Source organism: Methylobacterium sp. CCH7-A2 (assembly GCF_001557075.1).
Lineage (GTDB): Bacteria > Pseudomonadota > Alphaproteobacteria > Rhizobiales > Beijerinckiaceae > Allobosea > Allobosea massiliensis.
The window spans coordinates 1-22,154 of sequence record NZ_LSKN01000298.1 but is presented as its reverse complement, the minus strand read 5'-3'; the positions used below and the strand labels follow the sequence as shown (position 1 = coordinate 22,154).

Sequence of the window (22,154 nt, the reverse complement as noted above, 5' to 3'; positions counted from 1 at the left end):
AAAGCCGGCACGCGGTGGCTCTGCGAAGCTACACCACCAGCAGGGACACGACCTGGGGAGGGGCAGGGGTGGGGGTCGGAAAGCTGAGCGCGCCCTGGACAGGCTGGGTGCACCATCCATGCCAGTCCGGCGAACGCTCACCAGGCGGCACGACCCCCACCCCTTCCCCTCCCCACAAGGGGGAGGGGTCTGCGTCGCGATTCCGGCGCTCTCTCGTCCCGAGATGCTCGGGTCGAGCCCGAGCATGACGCGCGGGACCCCCTCAGTCCCGGGTCATCGTCATCTCGGCGTCGATCGCCTTCATGGTCGGGTTGGCGGCGCAGAAGGCGCGGATCCTGGCCTGGGTCGCGGCGGGGTATTCGCTCGTGCCGCGGGCGCCGGATTTCAGCCACTCGGCGCAGCTGAGGTCGCGGTCGGTGATCCGGGCCGTGGCCGGGGCGGGCAGGAGCAGCAGGCCGGCAAGGGCGGCCGCGAGGGCGTGCGGAAGGCGGGGCATGGGGGATACGTCCTGAGGGGGGTGCCCGCGCGGCGGGCTCGCATGGGCGCGCTCCTGCCCCGCCGCGCCGCCGCAGGCAAATGCGATTGTCGCCGCCCCGATGCGCGGGCAGGGCAGGGAACAAAGGCCGCATTCGCCGCGCGGCGCCCTTCCGTGATAGGCAGCGGCGACATTCCGCAACAGGTTCGAAGACCATGGCCAAGAAGACGCCCGAACAGCTCGCCCGCGAATTCGAGGGGCGCAAGGCCAAGGGGCTGGCCAAGGGCGCCGCCGCATTCTGGCCGAACATCCTGTCGAATGCGGTGCTGAAGCTGACCGCGGCGAAGGAAGAGATCACGGTCGCGGCGCTGACCGAGCTGCTGGCGAAGGACGCCGAATCGAAGGATATGACCCTCGCCGCCGGCGCGGCCGAGGCGCTGGCTCGCCTGCGCCAGGCGGTGGCGAAGGGGGAGGGCTAGGTTCGCGAAAGAACCTCTCCGTCATTCCGGGGCTTCGCGCAGCGAAGAGCCCGGAACCCATGAACCCGGAGTTGCACGCAGCAGCCGGCGCGGTTTCCGCCTCATCTTGGTGGTCCGGTGTGCATGGGTTCCGGGCTCGCCGCTTTGCGGTCGCCCCGGAATGACGGCGGAGGTTCTGAACCCTACCCCGGCTCGCCGGCGATGACGCCCTTGCGCAGCAGGAAGCAGCCATAGGGGCGGGGGTCGCCGACCTGGACCACGGCGAAGGCGCGCCGCGCCGCCTCGTAGAAGGCGAAGCGCTCGATGCCGGCGAGCGGCGCCGGCCGCCCGAGCGCGGCGTCGATCTCGCGCTGCACCGCTTCCTGCACGGCGGGAACCGCGGCGGCGTCGCCGACGACCAGCATGCGGCGCAGCGGTTCGGGTTCGAAATCGTCGATCGGCAGCACGGAGAGGATGGCCCGCGCCGCCCGCTCCATGGTCAATCCCGGCAGGCGCACGAGCCGGCCGCTGGTGGTCGCGGCGGCGATCGTCTCGGCCGGGTGGTTGGCATCGACCAGGGCGAGATCGTCGCCATGGCCCATAGCGGCGAGGATCCAGAGCAGATCGGCGGAGAGGACGGGGTCGAGGGTCTTCAGCATGGCGGGGTCGTCCTGACAGGCGAAAGGCGGGTCACAGCCGACCCCGCCGGGCGAGGTAGACGCGCTGCGCGGTGCTGCCGAAGATCGCGGCGCGCTCGTCCTCGCTGCAGCCGTCGAGCAGCGTCTGCGCGGCGTCGAACCAGCGCTCGTAAGGCGCGCGCAGCGTCACCACCGGCCAGTCGCTGCCGAAGATCAGTCGCTGCGGGCCGAAGGTCATCAGCAGATGGTCGACGACCGGCTGCAGCGTGGCGAGGCTCCAGTCCGGCCCGGCCTCGGTGACGAGGCCTGAGAGCTTGCAGACGGTTTGGGGATGGGCGGCGAGCGCGGCGATCCCCTCGCGCCAGGCGGCGAGGTCGCCGGTGACGAGATCGGGCTTGGCGCCATGGTCGATGACGACGGTGAGCCGGGGCTCGCGGGCGAGCAGAGCGAGGGTGGCGGGGATATGCTCCGCCTTGATCAGGGCATCGAACACGAGGCCGTGGGCGACCATCGCGGCCAGGGCCGAGGCGAGAGAGGGTCGCGCGAGAAAGCCGAGGTCGGGGATGTCCTGCGCCATCGGGCGCAAGCCCACCAGCAGCGGGTCGGCCGCCAGCGCGGCGATGCGGGCGGGAGCGTCGGGCGCCTCGAGATCCGTCCAGCCGACGACGCCGGCGACGAAGGCCGCGCGCGCGGCGATGTCGAGCAGGAAGCGCGTCTCGGCCTCGGTCGGCGCGGCCTGGACGAGGATGGTGCGGTCGATGCCGTGGCGGGCGAGCAGGGGGGCGAGATCGTCGGGCGTGAAGTCGCGGTGGATCGGCCCGAGCGCGGGCGTCAGCCATCCATAATCGCCGCGCGCGATCTGCCAGAGATGCTGGTGGGCGTCGATGCGGAGCGGACTCATTGGGGCACCGGCACATCGGCGGCGAGCAGGCCCTCCGCCTTCAGCTCCGCCCAGAGCGCGGCCGGGACGGGCTGGGCGAGTTCGGCGATCTGATCGGCGACTTCGGCGGACGCGACCGCGCCCATGACGAGGCTCGCCACCGCCTTGTGGCCGAGCGGGAACTGCAGCGCGGCGCGGCGCAGCGGCACGCCATGGCGGGCGCAGACGGCCTCGATCGCGGCGACCCGGGCGAGGATTTCGGGCGGGGCGGGGTTGTAGTTGTAGCGCGCGCCGGGGACCGGGCCGGTGGCGAGGATGCCGGAGTTGAAGACCCCGCCGAGCATCAGGCCGATGCCCTTCTCCAGCGCGAGCGGCATGAAGGAGGCGAGGGCCGGCTGCTCCAGCAGCGAGTAGCGGCCGGCGAGCAGCATGGTGTCGAAGTCCCCAGTGCGGGCGAAGCGCTCGCACATCTCCGCCTCGTTGACGCCGACGCCGATCGCCTTGACGGCGCCGGCCGCCCGCAGTCGCTCCAGCGCGCGATAGGCCCCGTTCATGGCTTCGCCGAAGCGCTGCTCGATCAGCGCCGCGCCATGGGTCCAGACATCGACGTCGTGGATCAGGACGATGTCGATGCGGTCGACGCCCAGCCGCAGGGCCGATTGTTCGAGCGAGCGCATCGCGCCATCGTAAGAATAGTCGAAGCGCAATCCATGCGGCAGGCCGCCGCGATAGCCCGAGCCGTCGCCGCGTCCGGCGAAGGGCTCGGCGACGCGGCCGACCTTGGTGGAGAGCACGAGCCCCTCGCGCGGCACCCGCCGCAGCGCCGCGCCGATGCGGTGTTCGGACAGGCCATGGCCGTAGAGCGGGGAGGTGTCGAACAGGGTGACGCCCCCGGCGATCGCGGCCTCGACGGTCGCGACGGCGGTCGCCTCGTCGAGATGGGCGTACAGATCGCCCAGCGGCGCGCCGCCGAAACCGAGCGTCGAGACGGGCAGGCGGCAGCGGCCGAGCGGGCGCGGCGCGAGGGCAGAGGCGGGCGGCATCGGGCGTTTCCGTTCTCGTTGTGCAGAGTATGTGCACGCCGACATGTTAGCTTGCAACCGTCTTCGATCTTGATTAGCGTCCGGCGCAAGATGGTGGCCGGCGATCAGGGACGAGGTCCCGCGCCGGCGCCGCAGAACAGCCCGAAACGGGCGATGCGCGAGAAGTCCTGGGAGGACGCAAGATGAGCCAGACCCCGATCAAGCCGAGCCGCCGCGCGCTGCTGCGCGGCACCGCTGCCCTCGCCGCCACCGGCGCGATCGGCGCGCCGATGGTGCTGCGCGAGGCGCGCGCCCAGGCGGCCTTCAACTGGAAGCGCTTCTCGGGCACGACGATCGACGTGCTGCTGGTGAAGAACCCGCGCTCGGACCTGTTCCAGGCGGCCGAGAAGGAGTTCACCGAGCTCACCGGCATCAAGGTTTCCTCCGAGCAGGTGCCGGAGCAGCAGCAGCGCCAGAAGGCCGTGATCGAGTTCGCCTCGGGCAAGCCGAGCTTCGACGTCAGCGGCATCTCGCTGCATGTGCAGAAGCGCATGGCCGCCAAGGGCAAGTGGTTCGAGGATCTGAACCCCTATATCAAGGACGCCTCGCTGACCTCGCCGGACTTCGCGTTCGAGGATTTCGGCGCCGGTCCGGTCGCCTACGCGCGGCAGGCCGACGGGGCGCTCGATACGCTGCCCTTCTTCGTCGATTACTGGATGGTCTACTACAACAAGGAGCTCTTCGACGCGAAGGGTGTCGCCTTCCCCAAGACGATGGAGGAGATGTTCACCGCGGCGCAGAAGCTGCACGATCCCGCCAAGGGCGTCGCCGGCTTCGTCTCGCGCGGGCTCAAGAACGCCAATGTCCCGGTCTGGTCCTGCCTGATGCTCGGCCAGGGCATGGAGGCGACCTCGGCGGACGGCAAGCTGCAGACCGATACGCCGGAGGCGATCTGGGCGGCGGAACTCTACCGCAAGCTCAACAAGGAGACCGGCCCGGTCGGCTCCGTCGGCTTCAACTGGAACGAGTGCCAGACCACCTTCATGCAGGGCCGCGCCGCGATGTGGCTCGACGGCATCGGCTTCGCCACGCCGCTGGAGGATCCGTCCAAGTCCCGCATCGTCGGCAAGGTCGGCTATGGCGTGACGCCGCCGGGGCCGAAGGCGCATCATGCCGGCATGTTCGGCGACGGCATCGGCATCTCGCGCGGCTCGCAGAAGAAGCAGGCCGCCTGGCTCTACATCCAGCACATGACCAACAAGGCCCAGCAGCTCGCCATGCTCAAGGCCGGCGCCGGCGCGCCGGCGCGCTCCTCGGCCTATCTCGACACCGCGACGATCCAGGCGTCGAAATTCGGCAAGCAGTATTTCGACTGCCTGCTGGCCTCGGCGAAGATCGCCCGGGCGGCGCTGCCGCAGATCGTGCCGGTCACCGAGTTCCGCGACGTCTTCGGCGTGGCGCTGACCAACATGATCGGCGGGTCGGATGTCGCCGCCGAGCTGAAGAAGGCGACGGACGCCTTCGCGCCCGTGCTCGCCAAGAGCGAGCAGGGCTGAGCTTACCCTTCTCCCCTCGAGGGAGAAGGTGGCCCGGCGAAGCCGGGTCGGATGAGGGACGGATGATGCTGCCGTGTCGACGCCGGTTACGTCGGCACTGCCCTCATCCGTCATGGCTTCGCCATGCCACCTTCTCCCCCGAGGGGAGAAGGGAATAAGCGCCGAGCCTGCAACAGATCGTCGATGACCGAATGACAATCACCACATCACTCCCATCGCCGACGGCCGTGGCACCCGCACAGCCCGCGCCCTTCGTCCATTCGGCCGATTTCACGCCGCGCTACTGGCTGTTCGCGGCGCCGGCCGTGCTCGTCGTCGGGACGGTGATCGTCTTCCCCTGGCTGTTCACGCTCTACATGTCCGGCCATGACTGGAAGATCGGCGGCGGGCCGGAATTCGTCGGCCTGCAGAACTTCGTCGAGCTGTTCCGCGACGCCCGCTTCCTCGAGTCGATGGGGCACACCTTCTATTTCACGACGCTGGCCGTGGTGCTGCCGATCGTCTTCGGCACGGCGGCGGCACTGGTGTTCCACCGCGAATTCCCGTTCCGGGGCCTGCTGCGCACCGTCTTCGTGATGCCGATGATGGCGACGCCGGTGGCGGTGGCGCTGGTCTGGACGATGATGTTCCATCCCCAGCTCGGCGTGCTGAACTATCTGCTCTCGCTGGTCGGCATCGGGCCGCAGGCCTGGGTCTATTCGCCCGATACGGTGATCCCGACGCTGATCCTCGTCGAGGTCTGGCACTGGACGCCACTGGTCATGCTGATCGTGCTCGGCGGGCTCGCCGGTCTGCCGCGAGAGCCTTACGAATCCGCGCTGATCGACGGCGCCAATGACTGGCACATGTTCCGCCACATCACGCTGCCGCTGGTCTGGCCCTTCATCATGGTGGCGATCGTGATCCGCACGATCGACGCGCTGAAGGCCTTCGACACGATCTTCGTGATCACCCAGGGCGGGCCGGGCACGGCGTCGGAGACGCTGAACATCTTCCTCTACCTGCAGGCGTTCCAGTTCTACAAGATCGGCTACGCCTCGGCCGTGGTGGTGATCTTCTTCGTCATCATCATCATGCTCTCGCTGCTGCTGCTCTATGCGCGGCAGAAGTCGAAGTGGAACGCGTGATGGGTTTGCATCCGTCATTGCGAGCGCAGCGAAGCAATTCACACGGATTGCATGCTGCCCCTGGATTGCTTCGTCGGCTGTGCCTCCTCGCAATGACGGAGAGGGCTGCACGATGACCCGCCTCGCCAAGAAGTTCGGCTTCTACGCCTCCGTCTTCGTGCTGGTCTCGCCGGCGGTGTTGGTGTTCCTCTGGATGATCTCGCTCTCGTTCAAGAACGAGCTCGACAACACCGCCTTCCCGCCGGTCTTCATTCCCGATCCGCCGACGTTGAAGAACTACATCGACGTCTTCGCGCAGAACAATTTCGCGCTCTATCTGTGGAACTCGATCCTGGTCACGGGCGGGGCGGTGCTGACCGGGCTCGCGGTCGGCGTGCCGGCCGGCTACGGCATCGCGCGCGGCAAGGCGACGAAGTTCGCGATCCTGATCCTGGTCGCGCGCATGACGCCGGCCCTGTCCTATCTGATCCCGCTGTTCCTGCTGTTCCAGATGACCGGGCTGGTGGGGACGATCACGGCGCTCGTCATCACCCATCTCGTCATCACCATCCCGATCATCGTCTGGATCATGATCGGCTATTTCGAGAACGTGCCGATTGAACTGGAGGATGCGGCGCGGATCGACGGCGCCTCGACCTGGCAGGCCTTCCGCCATGTCGCGCTGCCGCTGGCGATGCCGGGGGTCACGGTAGGCGGCATCCTCGCCTTCATCTTCTCGTGGAACAACTTCATCTTCTCGGTCGTGCTCGGCGGCAAGAACAGCCGCACGCTGCCCTCGGCGGTCTACAACTCGCTGACCTTCGAGCAGATTTCCTGGGGGCCGCTGGCCGCGGCCGCGCTCCTGGTGACGCTGCCGGTGCTGCTCGTGACCGTGCTGGCGCAGCGCCAGATCGTCGCCGGGCTCTCGGCCGGAGGGCTCAAGGATGGCTGACGCGCGCAATCCCCATGACGGCGGGCGCAGGGGCCGCCCCCGACGTTCCGCCAACACACCCCTTGATCTCTCGCTCTGAAAGACGGTTCTCCATGTCCATCGATCCCAACCGCTTCGGCCTCTCCTGCGCCATCACCACCCCCATGCGGGAGGGCGGCAGCGTCGACCTGCCGCGGCTCGTGCACCATGCCCGCCATGTCCTCGCGCAGGGCTGCGACAGCGTCACGCTGTTCGGCACGACGGGCGAGGGCGCGGCGCTCGGCCTGCCGGCGCGGGGCGCGATGATGGGCGCGCTGCTGGGAGCGGGCATCGATCCGGCGACGCAGATCTATGCCGGCGTCGCGGCGGCCTCGCTGAACGAGTCGGTCGAGCAGGGACGCCTCGCGCTCGATGCCGGCGCCAAGGGGCTGCTGGTCGCGCCGCCCTTCTACTTCAAGGGCGTCAGCGACGAGGGACTCTATCGCTGGTTCTCGCAGCTGTTCGAGAAGCTCGGCCCCTCCGTGCGCAACGTCATCCTCTACCACATCCCCTCGGTGACGGCGGTGGGCCTGAGTGTCGGGCTGATCGACCGGCTGAAGAAGGCTTTTCCCGGCGTGGTCACCGGCGTGAAGGATTCGTCGGGCGACTATGCCAACACCGAGGCCTATCTGAAGGCGCATGGCGAACTCGCCATCCTCGTCGGGGACGAGCGCCTGCTGGCGAAGGCGGTGCGCAACGGCGCCCAGGGCTCGATCTGCGGCGTCGCCAATCTCGTGCCGCATCTGCTGCGCCCCATCGTCTATGAGGGCAAGGACTCTTCCGTCGTGAATGCTCTGGTCGACGAGATCTGCTCACATCCCGTTCTGGCGGCGGTGAAGGCGCTGGTCGGCCACTTGCACGGCGATGCCGGCTATGGCGCGATGCGTCCGCCGCTGGAGGCGCTGGACGAGGCAACGCGCCAGCGGCTGTTCGCGGCCTATGACCGGATCACGCAGGCCAAGGCGGCCTGAAGGAGGATGTCTTGAACCAGTCCGAGCAGGATCCGCGCGAGGGCGAGCCGCTGAAGCTGAGGGAGCGCGCCTATGCCTCCTTCACCGAGCGGCTGCTGGCGCGCGAGATCAAGCCCGGGCAGTTCGTGACCCAGCGCGAGCTGGTGGCGCTGACCGGCCTGCCGCTCGGCGCCATCCGCGAGCTGATCCCGCGGCTGGAGGCGGAAGGGCTGATCAAGACGGTGCCGCAGCGGGGCATGCAGGTCGCCCATGTCGACCTCAACCTGATCCGCAACGCCTTCCAGTTCCGGCTCTTCCTCGAGAAGGAGGCGACGGCGCTCTATGCGGTCAACGCCACCGACGAGGAGATCGCGCAGCAGCGCGCCCGGCACGAGGCGATCATCGCGCGGGCCGAGGCCGGCGGCGACCCGCAACTGATCGAGGATGCCGAGGATGTCGACCGGCTGATGCACGAGGCGATCATCGACCATCTCGACAACGACATCGTCTCCAAGGCCTTCCGCGTCACCTGGCTGAAGATCCGGCTGATCCGGCAATACGAGACGCGCATCCAGAACCACATCCTGGTGCCGGTCATGCGCGACCACCTGAAGATCATCACCGCCATCGAGGCCCGCGACCCGATCCGCGCCGCGGAGGAGATGGGCATCCATATCGGCAACGCCCGCACGCGGGCGATGAGTTACTGAGGAAGGACGTTCGCGGCAGAACCGCCCCGTCATCCTGGACAAGCTGCGAAGCAGCGCCGTTCCGGGATCCATCATAGGGCCGTGCGCCCCACGATGGATCCCGGTCGGCCTGCGGCCGCCCAGGATGACGGCGTTTTGGATTTCACGAACAGCCGGTTCTTTGAAGGCCGGGACATCACATCGAGCCGGAAAACCGGCCGCATTGGGAGGAGACCATCATGACGACGTTGACGAAACGCGACTTCCTCGCCGGTTCCGCCGCCCTGGCGGGCGGCGCCATCGCCATGCCGAGCATCCCGCGCGCACAGGCGACCGTGCTGCGCTGGGGCGAGATGCTGCCCACGACCCATCCGCAGGTGCAGATGGTCGAGCGCATCGCCAAGCAGGTGAAGGAGAAGAGCTCCGGGCGCATCGACATCCAGGCCTTTCCGGCCGGCCAGCTCGGCTCCGGCAAGGACATGATGGAGTCGGTCGCCTCTGGCGCGCTGACCATGACGACCGACGGGGCGGCCGCGCTCGGCTCCTTCCTGCCGCAGCTCTCGGTGGTCGAGGCGCCCTATCTCTGGCGCGACGCCGCCCATATGGCGAAGGTCGCCAAGGCCCCGGTCTTCGCGCAGATGAATGCGGAGCTGGAGAAGAAGCGCGGCATGCGCATGGCCGCCGTGACCTATTACGGCAAGCGCCACCTCACCACGGGCTCGAAGGCGGTGAAGAGCGCAGCCGATGTCGCCGGCCTCAAGCTGCGCGTGCCGCCGGTCGACACCTTCCGCGCCATGGTCGAGGCCTGGGGCGCCAAGGCGACGCCGGTGAACTTCAACGAACTCTACCTGGCGCTGAGCCAGGGCGCGGTCGACGGGCAGGAGAACCCGCTGCCGACGATCCACAGCGCCAAGCTGCAGGAGGTGCAGAAGCACCTGATCCTGACCGGCCACATCATCACGCCGCGGCTGGTCATCGTGAACGGCGACTTCTGGAAGGGGCTGAAGGACGCCGACCGCAGCCTGCTGGAGGCGGCCATCGCCGAGGGCGTCGCCTGGCAGGACGCCGAACTCGCCAGCCAGGAGGGCAGCCTCGTCGCGACGCTGAAGGCCGCCGGCATGACCGTCACCGAGCCCGACCTCGAGAGCTTCTCGAAGCCGGTGCTGGCGAGCCTGCCCAAGCAGTTCGAGAGCAAATGGGGCAAGGGCACCTGGGACGCGCTGGCGGCGCTGTGAGCGCTTTTCCTTCTCCCCTCGGGGGAGAAAGGTGTCTGCGAAGCAGACGGATGAGGGACGGCTGCCGCCGCCCTCGTCCGTCCGTCCCTCATCCGACCCGGCTCCGCCGGGCCACCTTCTCCCCCGAGGGGAGAAGGATCGCTTGCAGCGGGCCAACGCCACCATGAAATCCCTCCTCCACCTCTCCGACCGCGTCGTGCGGGCCGCTGCCGTGGCGCTGCTTCTGGCGCTGCTGGTCGCGGTGCTGCTCGGCGTCCTGTCGCGGCAGCTCAACGCGCCGCTGGCCTGGACCGACGAGCTCGCGCAGTACCTGCTGGTCTGGACCGGCTTCGTCGGCTGGATCATCGCGGCGCGGCGGCGCTCGCATATCCGCATCACCGTCTTCGCCGAGAAGCTGCCGGCCGGGGCGGGACGGGTGCTGGAGATCGTGACGCAGGCCGCGATCATCGTCTTCGCGGCGGTGCTGATCCGCTATTCCTTCGCGCTGATCGAGCGCAACTGGGATGTCGAGTCGATCGCGCTGCCGATCTCGGGCGCGGCGCTCTACATCGTCATGCCGCTGGCCGGGCTCGCGCTGATCCTGCAGGCGCTGGCCGAGATCGGCGATGTCGTGGCGGGGCGTCGGCATGTCGCGGCCGAGCCGGGGAGCCAGCCGCTGTGACGATGCTGATGGTCCAGATCCTGCCCGTCTGGTTCGCCGCGCTTTTGATCGGCGTGCCGCTCTTCGTCTCGATGGGGCTCGCCGCGATCGCTTTCGCCTTTCTCGGCGGCTTCCCGCTCGGCATCGTGCCGCAGAAGATCGCGCAATCGGCCAATTCCTTCCCGCTGCTGGCGGCGCCGCTGTTCATCCTGATGGGCAACATCATGAACTCGGCCGGCATCACCGACCGGATCTTCGCCTTCGCCACCGCCTGTGTCGGCTGGCTGCGCGGCGGCCTCTGCCATGCCAACATCCTCGCCAGCGTCATCTTCGCCGGCATGTCGGGCTCGGCCGTGGCGGATGCCGGTGGCGTCGGCACGCTCGAGATCAAGGCGATGAAGGACGAGGGCTACGACGCCGAGACGGCGGCCGCGATCACGGCGGCCTCCGCCACGATCGGCCCGATCATCCCGCCCTCGCTGCCGATGGTGATCTATGGCGTCTCGGCGGATGTCTCGATCGGCGGGCTGTTCCTGGCCGGCGTCATTCCCGGCCTGCTGATGGCCGGGCTGCTGATGGCGATGGTGGTGCATGTCGCCAGGAAGCGCGACCTGCCGCGCCATCCCTTCCCCGGCGCGGCGCAGCTCTGGGTCGCCTACAAGGAAGCGCATTGGGCGCTGATGACGCCGGTAATCCTGTTCGGCGGGATGATGGCCGGCATCTTCACGCCCACCGAGGCGGCTGCGGTCGCCACGGCCTATGCGCTGGTGCTCGGGCTCTTCGTCTATCGCAGCTTCGATCTCGACGATCTGCCGGAACTCGTCGTGCAGACGGTCGAGACCACCGGCGTCGTGCTCGCGCTGGTGATGACGGCGGCGGCGCTCGGCTGGTGCCTGTCGATCTCGCGCATCCCGCAGGTGGTCGGGCCGATGCTGGTCGATCTCGCCGGCAATCCGCTGGTCTTCCTGCTGATCGTCAACCTGCTGCTGCTGTTCGTCGGCTGCTTCATGGAGGCGCTCGCCGCCATGCTGATCCTGATCCCGATCCTCACGCCGGCGGCGGCGCAGTTCGGGATCGACCCGATCCAGTTCGGGCTGATCTTCGTGCTCAACCTGATGATCGGGACGATCACGCCGCCGGTCGGCGTCGTTCTCTTCGTCACGGCGAAGGTCGCCAATATCAGCTTCGAGTCGATGTCGCGGGCGATCGTGCCCTGGCTGATGCCGCTGCTGGCGGTACTCGTCGCGATCACGCTCTGGCCGCCGCTGACGACCTGGCTGCCCAATCTGGTGATGGGGCGCTGAGGCCGCGAAGCCCCAGCGTCCCCGCCGGGCTCAAGCCTTGCGGTGAATCTGGAAGCCGGCGAAGGACTGGCTTACCGGCATGATCTCGAGGCTGTTGATGTTGACATGGGCGGGGAGCGTCGCGACCCAGAAGACCGTGTCGGCGATGTCCTGCGGCTGCAGCGGATCGGTCCCGCCATAGAGCGCGTCATAGGCGGCCTTGTCGCCGCCGTTGCGGACCAGCGTGAACTCGCTCTCGCAGAGGCCGGGCTCGATCGAGGTGACGCGCACGCCGGTGCCCTGCAGGTCCGAGCGCAGGCCGAGCGAGAATTGGCGCACGAAGGCCTTGGTGCCGCCATAGACGTTGCCGCCGGCATAGGGCCAGTTCGAGGCCACGGAGGCGATGTTGACGATGGCGCCGCGCCGCTCGATCAGCCCGGGCAGGAGGTGATGGGTCAGCGTCACCAGCCCGGTGACGTTGGTGCCGATCATCGTCTTCCAGTCCGAGAGCTTGGTCTGCGGCGCGGGCTTGGTGCCGAGCGCGAGGCCGGCATTGTTCAGGAGCACGTCGATCTTCGCGAAGTCGGCCGGCAGGGCCGCGAGCGCCGCCGTCATCGCCGCCTCGTCGGTGATGTCGAAGGCCGCGCCGTGGAAGCGCTCGCCGAGCTCGGCCTTCAGCGTGTCGAGCCGGTCGGCCCGGCGGCCGGTGCCGATGACGCGCCAGCCGGCAGCGATGAAGCGGCGCGCGGTCGCGGCGCCGAAGCCGGCGGTGGCGCCGGAGATCAGGATGGTCTTCGTCATGGTCGGTCTTCCGGTGGGGGCGGGGGCGGAGCGCGGCCCGCGCGCCCGGCGGAACCGGGGCGGTGCGGCGGCGCGGAGGGGTGGAGAGAGGGCGGCGGCTCAGACCTCGCCGCCCTCATGCAGGTAGTGCTTCACGTCGAGGACGATCTTGCGGTCGAGTTCGCCGATCGCGGCCTCGTCGCGCCCATCATACGGGATCGAGAGCAGGACGTGGCGGATGGCGTTGAGCCGGGCCCGCAGTTTGTCGTTGCCGCGGATGACATGCCAGGGCGCCCGGTCGGTCGAGCTGCGCCGGAGCATCTCATCGAAGGCTTCCGAATAGGCGGCGAAGCGCGGGATCGCCTCGAAGTCGATCGGCGAGAGTTTCCAGCGCTTGAGCGGGTCGTGCCAGCGCGCATGCAGCCGCAGCATCTGCATCTCGGGGCCGATGGTGATGAAGAGCTTGATGAGCCGGATGCCGTCGCGCACCAGCATGCCCTCGAAGGCCGGCGCCTCGTGCAGGAGCGTGTCGGTCTGCTCCGGCGTGCAGAAGCCCATCACGCGCTCGACGCCGGCGCGGTTGTACCAGGAGCGGTCGAAGAAGACGATCTCGCCGGCCGTCGGCATCTGCGCCGCATAGCGCTGGAAATACCATTGCCCGGCCTCGCTGTCGGAGGGCTTGGACAGGGCGACGACGCGGGCCTGACGCGGGTTGAGGTGCTGGGTGAAGCGGCCGATCGTTCCGCCCTTGCCGGCGCCGTCGCGACCCTCGAAAACGATGACGACGCGCTCCTTGCGCTCGCGCACCCAGGTCGCGAGCTTCTGCAGCTCGATCTGCAGCGGCTCCAGCTCGCGCTCGTAGCGCTTGCGCTTCATGCGTTTGCCGTAGGGGTATTCGCCGCTGCGGAAGGCGGCGTCCGTGATCGCCTCGGGCAGCGTCTCGGCCTCGATGTCGAAGCCCTGCGGACCGAGGGGCTTGCGGGGCGTCTTCGTCTTCGGTGTCCTGCCCGTGGTGGCTGGAGCCGGGCCCTCGCCGCTGTCGGAAACCAGGCGGATCGCGGATTTCTTGGTGCGCGCTGACAGGGTCTTGGCCATCGGAGCCTCCTCGGCAATGCGCCCAGCCTAGCGGGCCTCAGCGGCGAAGGGAATTGACGGGCGCCGCGCCGGCCATCAGGAAGGGGCGCCCGCCTGCGCCGCTTCCTCCGGTGCCGTCCGTGTCGAGGTTTCCCATGCCCGGTGCCGTCGATCCCCTAGCCGCCACGACGCAGGCGCTCGTCGAAGCGATGGGGTCGGCTGCGCTGCTGCTGGATGCGCAGGGGGTGGCCCAGGCGCTGAGCCCGGCGATGCGCGCCCTGATCCCGGCGCTGGAAAAGGGACGGCTGCTGACACTGGTGATGCGCGATCCGGACCTGATCGAGGCGATCGAAGGCGTCTCGCGGCAGGGGGGACGGCAGGTGATCGAGCTGATCGAGCGCGTGCCGGTGGAGCGCACCTTCCGCATCCATATCGCTGCGCTGGGCAGCGAGGGTGTCCGGCGACCGGTGCTGCTGACCTTCGAGGACCTCAGCGAGCAGCGCGTCACCGAGCGGATGCGGGTCGACTTCGTCGCCAATGCCAGCCACGAGCTGCGCACGCCGCTGGCCTCGCTGCTCGGCTTCGTCGAGACGCTGCAGGGCCCGGCGCGCAACGATGCCGGCGCGCGCGACCGTTTCCTGGCGATCATGCGCGAGCAGGGGCTGCGCATGGCGCGGCTGGTGGACGACCTGCTCTCGCTTTCGCGGATCGAACTGCGCGCCCATCTGGCGCCGGAGACGCCGGTCGATCTGACCGGCATCTCGCGCGAGATCGTGGATTCGCTGACGCTGATGGCACGCGAGCGCGAGGTGACGCTGACGCTGCGGGCGCCGACCGAGCCGGTAAACGTACCGGGCGACCGCGACGAGCTGCTGCGGCTGATGGAAAACCTCGTCGAGAACGCGATCAAGTACGGCAAGAGCGGCGGAGAGGTCGTGATCGACGTCGTCGACGGGCCGCTCGAGGTCAGCGTCGGCGTGCGCGACGATGGGCCGGGCATCGCACCGGAGCATCTGCCGCGGCTGACGGAGCGCTTCTACCGGGTCGATACCGCGGCGAGCCGCGAGGCCGGCGGCACGGGGCTCGGCCTCGCCATCGTCAAGCACATCGTGCTGCGCCATCGCGGGCGGCTGACGATCGAGAGCGCGCTCGGTGAGGGTGCGACGTTCAGGGCTGTTTTGCCACGTTTCGGGGCTTCGGCGCGCAAGCCTTGAGGGCGTTTCTTAACGCTGCGTGACGCCTTCATGACAGCATGCGTGACGAAGTGTCATGAAGCTGTCATGCAGAGGGTGTTCTGAACGGCTCGCTGAACCTGCGACCCAGAGAGGACATCTCATGCGCAAACTTCTCATTCTCGCGGCCGCGACCATCGGTCTGTCGGGCGTCGCCCAGGCCGCCGACATCACCGGCGCCGGCGCGACCTTCCCCTTCCCGATCTACTCGAAATGGGCCGAGGCCTATAAGAAGGAGACCAATATCGGTCTCAACTACCAGTCGATCGGCTCCGGTGGCGGCATCCGCCAGATCAAGGCCAAGACGGTCGCCTTCGGCGCCACCGACGCTCCCCTCAAGGGCGAGGATCTGGCCAAGGACGGCCTCATCCAGTTCCCGACCGTGATGGGCGGTGTCGTCCCCGCGATCAACATCGCCGGCATCGACGCCCGCCAGCTCAAGCTGACCGGCCCGATCATCGCCGAAATCTACATGGGCACCGTGAAGAAGTGGAACGATCCCAAGATCGTCGCCCTCAACGCCGGCCTGAAGCTGCCCGACGCCAACATCAATCCCGTCTATCGCTCGGACGGTTCGGGCACGACCTTCGTGTTCACCGACTATCTCTCCAAGGTCTCGCCGGAGTGGAAGTCCAAGGTCGGCGCCAACACCTCGGTGCAGTGGGCCGTCGGCATCGGCGGCAAGGGCAATGAGGGCGTCTCGGCCTCGGTCAAGCAGGTCGCCAACTCGATCGGCTATGTCGAATATGCCTACGCCAAGCAGAACAAGCTCAGCTACGCGCTGATCCAGAACGCCGAGGGCAACTTCCCGGCGCCGGACGACAAGTCGTTCCAGGCCGCGGCCGCGAACGCCAACTGGAACGAGGCTCCCGGCTTCGGCATCTCGCTGAACAACCAGAAGGGCGCCGAGGCCTGGCCGATCACGGCCGCGACCTTCCTGCTCGTCCACGCCAAGCCGGAGAAGCCGGAAGAGGTGCAGGCCGCGCTGAAGTTCGTCGACTGGGCCTTCAAGAACGGCGACCAGATGGCGCTGGACCTCGACTACGTGCCGCTCCCGGCCAACGTCAAGGATCAGGTCCGCGCCGCCTGGAAGGGCGTGACCGACCCGTCGGGCAAGCCGATCTTCTGATCACCGACTGAGGGCGAGGCGGAACCCGGTTCCGCCTCGTCTTCCTCATCAGGCCTCCATCCCGAGCAGCGGCGGAACCGCTGTTCCGGCTGAGGGCCCTCCCGAGAGCCTTCGCCTTCCGCCTCGCATCCTCGTTCCGCCACGACCGGAGTTCCACGGATGACCGCCGTGACCGACACTCTGAGCATTCCGGCCGCGCGGCCGCAGCGAAAGACGCCGAAGGGCACCTTCGACATCGTCTTCCGCAATGCCAGCCTGATCTCGGCCCTGTTCGTGCTGTTGCTGCTGGCCGGCATCATGCTGTCGATGGTCATCGGCGGCTGGCCGGCCTTCAAGGCGTTCGGGCTGAGCTTCATCACCGGCTCGCAATGGGACACCCAGGCCGATGTCTATGGCGCCTGGCCGGCCATCGTCGGTACGCTCTCGACGGCGCTGATCGCGCTGCTGATCGGCGTGCCGCTCTCGCTCGGCATCGCCGTCTACCTCACCCAGCTTGCCCCGCCCTGGTTCAAGCAGCCAGTCTCGACCACGATCGAGCTGCTCGCCGCCGTGCCCTCGATCATCTACGGCATGTGGGGCCTGTTCGTCTTCGTGCCGCTCTTCGCGGCCTATGTGCAGGTCCCGCTCTCGAACATCGTCGAGGGGATGCCGATCGTCGGGACAATCCTGTATTCGCGCTCGCCCTCCGGACTGGGCATCCTGACGGCGGGCATCATCCTCGCCTTCATGATCATCCCCTTCATCGCCTCGATCGTGCGGGACATGCTCGATCAGATCCCCTCCGTGCTGCGCGAGAGCGCCTATGGCATCGGGGCGACGACCTGGGAGGTCGTGCGCCATGTGCTGGTGCCGCAGGCCGGCGTCTCGATCATCGGTGCGATCATGCTGGGTCTCGGCCGCGCGCTCGGCGAAACGATGGCGGTGACCTTCGTGGTCGGCAATGCCAACCGCCTCTCGGCCTCGATCATGGATCCGGGCTCGACCATCGCCTCGCGCATCGCCAACGAGTTCAACGAGGCGCTGGGCCTGCAGATGAACGCGCTGATCGCGCTCGGCTGCATCCTGTTCTTCGTCACCTTCGTCGTCCTGGTCGTCGCGCGCATCCTGGTGTCGCGGGTCAAGACCTTCTGAGCGAGCCCGATCATGAGCCTGACGACCTCCTCCACCGCTCCCGCCGCCCCTTACGCCGCCTGGGGCCGCGTCCGGCAGAGCCGCCGCACCGCCGACAAGGCGATGCGGGTCATCTCCGCCGGCTTCACCTTCCTCGCCATCTTCGTGCTGTTCTGGATCCTCGGCATGCTGATCGTGAAGGGCATCGGCGGGCTCTCCGTCGCCACCTTCACGCAGATCACCCCTGGCCCCGGATCGCAGGGCGGCGGCCTCGCCAACGCCATGGTCGGCTCGATTGTGCTGACCTTCCTCGGCATCGCCGTGGCGACGCCGATCGGCGTGCTGGCGGGCACCTATCTGGCGGAATACGGCAAGGGCTCGAAGCTGGCCGACCTGATCCGCTTCATCAACGACATCCTACTCTCGGCGCCCTCGATCCTGATCGGCCTGTTCGTCTATGTCATTCTGGTCGAGCCGGTCGGCGGCTATTCCGGCTGGGCCGGCGGCGTCGCGCTCGGCATCATCGCGATCCCCGTGATCGTGCGCACCACCGAGGACATGCTGCGCCTGGTGCCAGGCCCGCTGCGCGAGGCCGGGGCTGCGCTGGGCGCGCCGCCTTCCGTGGTGATCACCTCGATCACCTGGAAGGCCGCGAAGGCCGGCATGGTCACCGGTATCCTGCTGGCGCTCGCCCGCATCGCAGGCGAGACCGCACCGCTGATCTTCACCGCGCTGAACAACAATTTCTGGTTCTCGTCGGACCTGATGGGCGGCGTGTCGAACCTGCCGGTGACGATCTACCAGTTCGCCTCCGCGCCTTACGAGAACTGGCAGCAGCTCGCCTGGGCCGGTTCGCTGATCATCACCCTGTCGATCCTGCTGCTCTCGCTCGTCGCCCGCCGCATCGTGCGCGGCGGCAAGTGAGACCCGCCTAACCTATCTCCGTCGCGTCAGATCCGAAGGAACCCGTCGATGCTTTCGACCCTCGAACTCAGCCCGCAGTCGCTCGACGCCGACGCGCCCGTCCGGATCGCGGTGAAGAACCTCGATTTCTACTATGGCGAGCACAAGGCGCTGAAGAACATCAATCTCGACTTTCGCGACCGGCATGTCACGGCCCTAATCGGCCCCTCGGGCTGCGGCAAGTCCACGCTGCTGCGCATCTTCAACCGGATCTATTCGCTCTATCCCGAGCAGCGCGCGACCGGCGAGGTCATGCTCGACGGCCGCAACGTCATCTCCAACGACGTCGACGTCAACGAGCTGCGCTCGCGCATCGGCATGGTCTTCCAGAAGCCGACGCCCTTCCCGATGTCGATCTACGACAATGTCGCCTTCGGCATCCGCCTCTACGAGAAGCCGCCGAAGTCGGAGCTCGACGACCGCGTCGAGGGCGCGCTGCGCCGGGCCGCGCTCTGGGACGAGGTCAAGGACAAGCTCAAGACCTCCGGCATGGGCCTTTCGGGCGGCCAGCAGCAGCGCCTCTGCATCGCGCGCACCATCGCGCAGAAGCCGGAGGTCATCCTGTTCGACGAGCCGACCTCGGCGCTGGACCCGATCTCGACCGGCAAGATCGAGGATCTGCTGGAGCAGCTGAAGGCCGACTTCACGATCGTCATCGTCACCCACAACATGCAGCAGGCGGCGCGCATCTCGCAGTACACCGCCTTCATGTATCTGGGCGAGGTGATCGAGTTCGCCGCGACCAACACGATCTTCATGAACCCGAGCAAGAAGCAGACGCAGGACTACGTCACCGGCCGCTTCGGCTGATTTGGCCGCCGCTTCCGCTCCGCATCCAAAGGACAACGCCGCGATGACCGAACATATCGTCCGCTCCTACGACGCCGAACTGGAGTCGCTGCGCCGCAGCCTCGCCGAGATGGGCGGCATGTCCGAGCGCATGCTCGGCGATTCCACGGTCGCGCTGGTGCGCCGCGACACGACGCTGGCCCAGAAGGTGATCTCCGCCGACCAGCGGCTCGACAACCTGCAGCGCGACGTCGAGGAGCGCGCCGTGCTGACGATCGCCCGGCGCCAGCCGCTCGCCAACGATTTGCGCGAGCTGATCTCGGCGATCCGCATCGCCTCGGACATCGAGCGCGTCGGCGACCTCGCCAAGAACATCGCCAAGCGCGCGGTCGCGATCTCCGGCCAGTTCTCGCCGCCGCACCGCGCCGTCGTCGGGCTGGAGCATATGAGCCGGCTGGTGCAGGCGCAGCTCAAGGACGTCCTCGACGCCTACGCCACCAGCAACGAGCAGAAGGCGCTCGAGGTCTGGCATCGCGACGGCGAGATCGACGCGCTCTACACCTCGCTGTTCCGCGAGCTGTTGACCTATATGATGGAAGATCCGCGCAACATCACCTTCTGCACGCATCTCCTGTTCTGCGCCAAGAACGTCGAGCGCATCGGCGACCACACCACCAACATCGCCGAGACGATCCACTATCTCGTCACCGGCGAATCGCTCGACATCAACCGTCCCAAGCTCGAGACCACCGACATCACGGTCGAGGCCGTGACAGGGAGCTGACAACACCGACTGCGCCGGAGCCTTCGCCGTCAGGGTCGGGCCTGTTCCGACCATCCACGTCTTCGCCGGACCCACGCCGCGTTCAAGACGTGGATGCTCGCCACAAGGGCGAGCATGACGATGCGTTTCGGCACAAACGCCAAGAACGGAACCGTGCCATGGCCGCCCGCATCCTGATCGTCGAGGACGAGGAACCCCTCACCCTGCTGCTGCGCTACAACCTCGAGGCCGAGGGCTTCGCAGTCGACAGCGTGGCGCGGGGGGACGACGCCGAGCTGCATCTGCGAGACAACACGCCCGATCTCGTGCTGCTCGACTGGATGCTGCCCGGTCTCTCCGGCATCGAACTGTGCCGGCGGCTGCGGGCGCGGCGCGACACCGAGCGCGTGCCGATCATCATGCTGACCGCCCGCGGCGAAGAAACCGAGCGCGTGCGCGGCCTCGCCACCGGGGCCGACGACTATGTCGTCAAGCCGTTCTCCCTGCCGGAGCTGATCGCGCGCATCCAGGCGCTGCTGCGCCGGGCGAAGCCCGGCCATGTCGCGGGGCTGCTGGTCGCCGGCGATCTCGAACTCGACCGCACGACGCGCCGCGTGCGCCGGGCCGGCGAAGAGCTGCATCTGGGGCCGACCGAGTTCCGGCTGCTGGAATTCCTGATGCAGGCGCCGGGCCGGGTCTATTCGCGCGCCCAGCTGCTCGACGCCGTCTGGGGCCGCGACGTCTACATCGACGAGCGCACGGTCGACGTCCATGTCGGGCGGCTGCGCAAGGCGATCACGCCGGGCGACGCCAAGGATCCGCTGCGCACCGTCCGTGGCGCGGGCTACGCCTTCGACGAGACCTTCGCGCGGGCGTGAGGGAAACCGTCATGGTCGGGCGCAGACCCGAGCATCTCGTGACGCCGAGGCTCCCCTGCCGTGCCGGCCATAGATTCTCGGGTCGAGCCCGAGAATGACGAGGTCGCTCCGGCATGCGCCTGATCGCTTGACCCGCGACGCCCGACGGCGCAAGCCGGCCCGATGCAGATCAAAGACATCGCCATCATCGGCGCCGGCCCGGCCGGGCTGATCGCGGCCGAGCGGCTGGCCCAGGCCGGCCACCGCGTGACGATCCATGAGCGGATGCCGTCGCCGGCGCGCAAATTCCTGCTCGCCGGGCGCGGCGGGCTCAACCTCACCCATTCCGAGCCGCTGGAGAGCTTCCTGCCGCATTACGGCGCGGCGCGGGACTGGCTCGAACCCGCCATCCAGGCGTTTCCACCGCAGGCGCTGCGCGATTGGGCCGACGAGCTCGGCGCGGAGAGCTTCATCGGCACCAGCGGGCGCGTCTTCCCGAAGGCGATGAAGGCGTCGCCGCTGTTGCGCGCCTGGCTGCGCCGGCTCGACGGGCTCGGGGTGCGGCTCGAAGCCGGCCGGCGCTGGACCGGCTGGAACGACGAGGGCGCGCTGACCTTCGCCACGGCGGCCGGCGAGGTGACGGTCGCCGCCGATGCGACGCTGCTTGCGCTGGGCGGGGCGAGCTGGCCGCGGCTCGGCTCGGACGGTGGCTGGGTGCCGCTGCTGGCCGGCAAGGGCGTTGCCATTTCGCCGCTGCGGCCCGCCAATGGCGGCTTCGCCGTGGCCTGGTCCGACACGCTGCGCGAGCGCTTCGCCGGCGCGCCGCTGAAACGGATCACGCTTCGCTTTGCCGGCAAAGAAATTGTTGGAGAGGCGATGATCGACGCGCATGGACTCGAGGGCGGCGCGATCTATGCGCTGTCGGGGTCGCTGCGCGAGGCGATCGCGCGCGACGGTTCGGCGCTGCTCGAGATCGACCTGCGGCCCGATCTCGACCTCGCCCGTCTGACCGAGAAGCTCGGCAAGCGTCGGCCCGGTGAGACGCTCAGCAACCATCTGCGCAAGGCGGCAGGGCTGTCGCCGGCGGCGGTGGCGGTGCTGCGCGACAGCGTCGGCGGCAGGCTCGACGAGAGTCCCGCGGCGCTCGCGGCGGCGATCAAATCCGCGTCTGTGCGCCTGACCGGGACGATGCCGCTCGACCGGGCGATCTCCAGCGCCGGCGGCATCGCGGCCGGCGAGATCGACGGGGGCTTCATGCTGCGGCGCCTGCCGGGCGTCTTCGTCGCCGGCGAGATGCTGGACTGGGAGGCGCCGACCGGCGGTTACCTCCTGCAGGGCTGCTTCGCGACCGGCGTCGCGGCGGCGGCGGGGATGGTGGCGTGGCTCGCGCGGGGAACCTCGACGGAGAACCCTGTCCCATAGGGAGAGGGCAGGGTGAGGGGTCGGCCGTTTGAAGGTGGCGTGAGACCTGACCGGCGCAGCGGTTGGGTCAGCACTCGGCTGGTCCAGGGGCCGACACCTCACCCCTGCCCCTCTCCTTACAGGAGAGGGGTTC

23 protein-coding genes are annotated in these 22,154 nt (G+C 68.4%); 17 read left to right on the top strand and 6 right to left on the bottom strand.

All coding sequences use genetic code 11. The features are described from left to right. Nucleotides 1-262: 262 nt before the first annotated feature. The gene (locus AX750_RS22830) at nt 263-496 is read right to left on the bottom strand and encodes a hypothetical protein (RefSeq protein ID WP_067255009.1); all 234 of its coding nucleotides are present in this window, start codon (nt 494-496) and stop codon (nt 263-265) included. A gap of 194 nt (nt 497-690) precedes the next feature. On the opposite strand from AX750_RS22830, the gene AX750_RS22825 reads away from it, so the two are divergent. Further along, nucleotides 691-954, top strand: coding sequence for a hypothetical protein (locus AX750_RS22825; RefSeq protein WP_067255006.1), 264 nt, complete (start codon nt 691-693; stop codon nt 952-954). Between the two features lie 182 nt (nt 955-1,136). On the opposite strand, the gene AX750_RS22820 is transcribed toward AX750_RS22825, so the two are convergent. Genes AX750_RS22820 through AX750_RS22810 form a run of 3 tightly spaced genes read right to left on the bottom strand, consistent with a single transcriptional unit; the run spans nt 1,137 to nt 3,494 of the window. After that, on the bottom strand, nt 1,137-1,592 hold the full coding sequence (locus AX750_RS22820; RefSeq protein ID WP_067255002.1) for an RbsD/FucU domain-containing protein: 456 nt from the start codon (nt 1,590-1,592) through the stop codon (nt 1,137-1,139). Nucleotides 1,593-1,623: 31 nt separating this feature from the next. Next, nucleotides 1,624-2,472, bottom strand: coding sequence for an amidohydrolase family protein (locus tag AX750_RS22815; protein ID WP_067254998.1), 849 nt, complete (start codon nt 2,470-2,472; stop codon nt 1,624-1,626). Beyond that, entirely contained in the window at nt 2,469-3,494 is a 1,026-nt protein-coding gene (locus AX750_RS22810) for an aldo/keto reductase (protein ID WP_067254995.1), read from the bottom strand. Before AX750_RS22810 ends, AX750_RS22815 begins: the two co-directional genes overlap by 4 nt. A 182-nt stretch (nt 3,495-3,676) precedes the next feature. Between AX750_RS22810 and AX750_RS22805 the strand changes: the two genes are divergently transcribed. The 8 genes from AX750_RS22805 to AX750_RS22770 all read left to right on the top strand — a co-directional run bounded on the left by AX750_RS22805 (nt 3,677) and on the right by AX750_RS22770 (nt 11,923). Continuing rightward, nucleotides 3,677-5,029 (top strand): sugar ABC transporter substrate-binding protein, encoded by a 1,353-nt coding sequence (locus tag AX750_RS22805; protein WP_067254992.1) that lies wholly within the window; start codon nt 3,677-3,679, stop codon nt 5,027-5,029. A 191-nt stretch (nt 5,030-5,220) separates the two neighbouring features. After that, nucleotides 5,221-6,156 carry a sugar ABC transporter permease gene (locus AX750_RS22800; RefSeq protein WP_067254988.1) on the top strand — a complete coding sequence of 312 codons (936 nt, stop codon included), beginning with the start codon at nt 5,221-5,223 and terminating at the stop codon, nt 6,154-6,156. A gap of 112 nt (nt 6,157-6,268) precedes the next feature. Beyond that, on the top strand, nt 6,269-7,087 hold the full coding sequence (locus AX750_RS22795; protein ID WP_067254983.1) for a carbohydrate ABC transporter permease: 819 nt from the start codon (nt 6,269-6,271) through the stop codon (nt 7,085-7,087). A gap of 92 nt (nt 7,088-7,179) precedes the next feature. Continuing rightward, nucleotides 7,180-8,076, top strand: coding sequence for a dihydrodipicolinate synthase family protein (locus AX750_RS22790; RefSeq protein WP_067254980.1), 897 nt, complete (start codon nt 7,180-7,182; stop codon nt 8,074-8,076). An 11-nt stretch (nt 8,077-8,087) separates the two neighbouring features. Further along, the gene (locus tag AX750_RS22785) at nt 8,088-8,765 is read left to right on the top strand and encodes a GntR family transcriptional regulator (protein ID WP_067254977.1); all 678 of its coding nucleotides are present in this window, start codon (nt 8,088-8,090) and stop codon (nt 8,763-8,765) included. A gap of 218 nt (nt 8,766-8,983) precedes the next feature. After that, on the top strand, nt 8,984-9,979 hold the full coding sequence (locus AX750_RS22780) for a sialic acid TRAP transporter substrate-binding protein SiaP (protein WP_067254974.1): 996 nt from the start codon (nt 8,984-8,986) through the stop codon (nt 9,977-9,979). Between the two features lie 163 nt (nt 9,980-10,142). After that, nucleotides 10,143-10,640 carry a TRAP transporter small permease gene (locus tag AX750_RS22775; RefSeq protein WP_066719111.1) on the top strand — a complete coding sequence of 166 codons (498 nt, stop codon included), beginning with the start codon at nt 10,143-10,145 and terminating at the stop codon, nt 10,638-10,640. A gap of 2 nt (nt 10,641-10,642) precedes the next feature. Further along, the gene (locus AX750_RS22770; RefSeq protein WP_066719092.1) at nt 10,643-11,923 is read left to right on the top strand and encodes a TRAP transporter large permease; all 1,281 of its coding nucleotides are present in this window, start codon (nt 10,643-10,645) and stop codon (nt 11,921-11,923) included. A gap of 30 nt (nt 11,924-11,953) precedes the next feature. Here the strand turns inward: AX750_RS22770 and AX750_RS22765 are convergent, their stop codons facing one another. Both AX750_RS22765 and ppk2 read right to left on the bottom strand, forming a co-directional pair. Beyond that, entirely contained in the window at nt 11,954-12,703 is a 750-nt protein-coding gene (locus AX750_RS22765; protein ID WP_066719095.1) for an SDR family NAD(P)-dependent oxidoreductase, read from the bottom strand. A gap of 99 nt (nt 12,704-12,802) precedes the next feature. After that, complete coding sequence (ppk2, locus tag AX750_RS22760) at nt 12,803-13,777, bottom strand: polyphosphate kinase 2 (protein WP_066719097.1); 975 nt, start codon at nt 13,775-13,777, stop codon at nt 12,803-12,805. A 134-nt stretch (nt 13,778-13,911) separates the two neighbouring features. On the opposite strand from ppk2, the gene AX750_RS22755 reads away from it, so the two are divergent. The 8 genes from AX750_RS22755 to AX750_RS22720 all read left to right on the top strand — a co-directional run bounded on the left by AX750_RS22755 (nt 13,912) and on the right by AX750_RS22720 (nt 22,021). Then, entirely contained in the window at nt 13,912-14,970 is a 1,059-nt protein-coding gene (locus AX750_RS22755; protein ID WP_066719098.1) for an ATP-binding protein, read from the top strand. A gap of 121 nt (nt 14,971-15,091) precedes the next feature. Next, on the top strand, nt 15,092-16,117 hold the full coding sequence (gene pstS / locus AX750_RS22750) for a phosphate ABC transporter substrate-binding protein PstS (protein WP_066719101.1): 1,026 nt from the start codon (nt 15,092-15,094) through the stop codon (nt 16,115-16,117). Nucleotides 16,118-16,276: 159 nt separating this feature from the next. Then, nucleotides 16,277-17,248, top strand: coding sequence for a phosphate ABC transporter permease subunit PstC (gene pstC, locus AX750_RS22745; RefSeq protein WP_066719103.1), 972 nt, complete (start codon nt 16,277-16,279; stop codon nt 17,246-17,248). Between the two features lie 12 nt (nt 17,249-17,260). Continuing rightward, entirely contained in the window at nt 17,261-18,151 is an 891-nt protein-coding gene (gene pstA / locus AX750_RS22740) for a phosphate ABC transporter permease PstA (protein WP_082732952.1), read from the top strand. A 48-nt stretch (nt 18,152-18,199) separates the two neighbouring features. Next, a complete protein-coding gene (pstB, locus tag AX750_RS22735; RefSeq protein WP_066719105.1) occupies nt 18,200-19,000 on the top strand; it encodes a phosphate ABC transporter ATP-binding protein PstB in 801 nt (266 codons plus the stop codon). Between the two features lie 43 nt (nt 19,001-19,043). Then, the gene (gene phoU, locus AX750_RS22730; RefSeq protein ID WP_066719116.1) at nt 19,044-19,763 is read left to right on the top strand and encodes a phosphate signaling complex protein PhoU; all 720 of its coding nucleotides are present in this window, start codon (nt 19,044-19,046) and stop codon (nt 19,761-19,763) included. 158 nt (nt 19,764-19,921) lie between these two features. Further along, entirely contained in the window at nt 19,922-20,620 is a 699-nt protein-coding gene (gene phoB / locus AX750_RS22725; RefSeq protein WP_066719107.1) for a phosphate regulon transcriptional regulator PhoB, read from the top strand. 162 nt (nt 20,621-20,782) lie between these two features. Beyond that, on the top strand, nt 20,783-22,021 hold the full coding sequence (locus tag AX750_RS22720) for a TIGR03862 family flavoprotein (protein ID WP_066719109.1): 1,239 nt from the start codon (nt 20,783-20,785) through the stop codon (nt 22,019-22,021). The last annotated feature ends 133 nt before the right edge of the window (nt 22,022-22,154 follow it).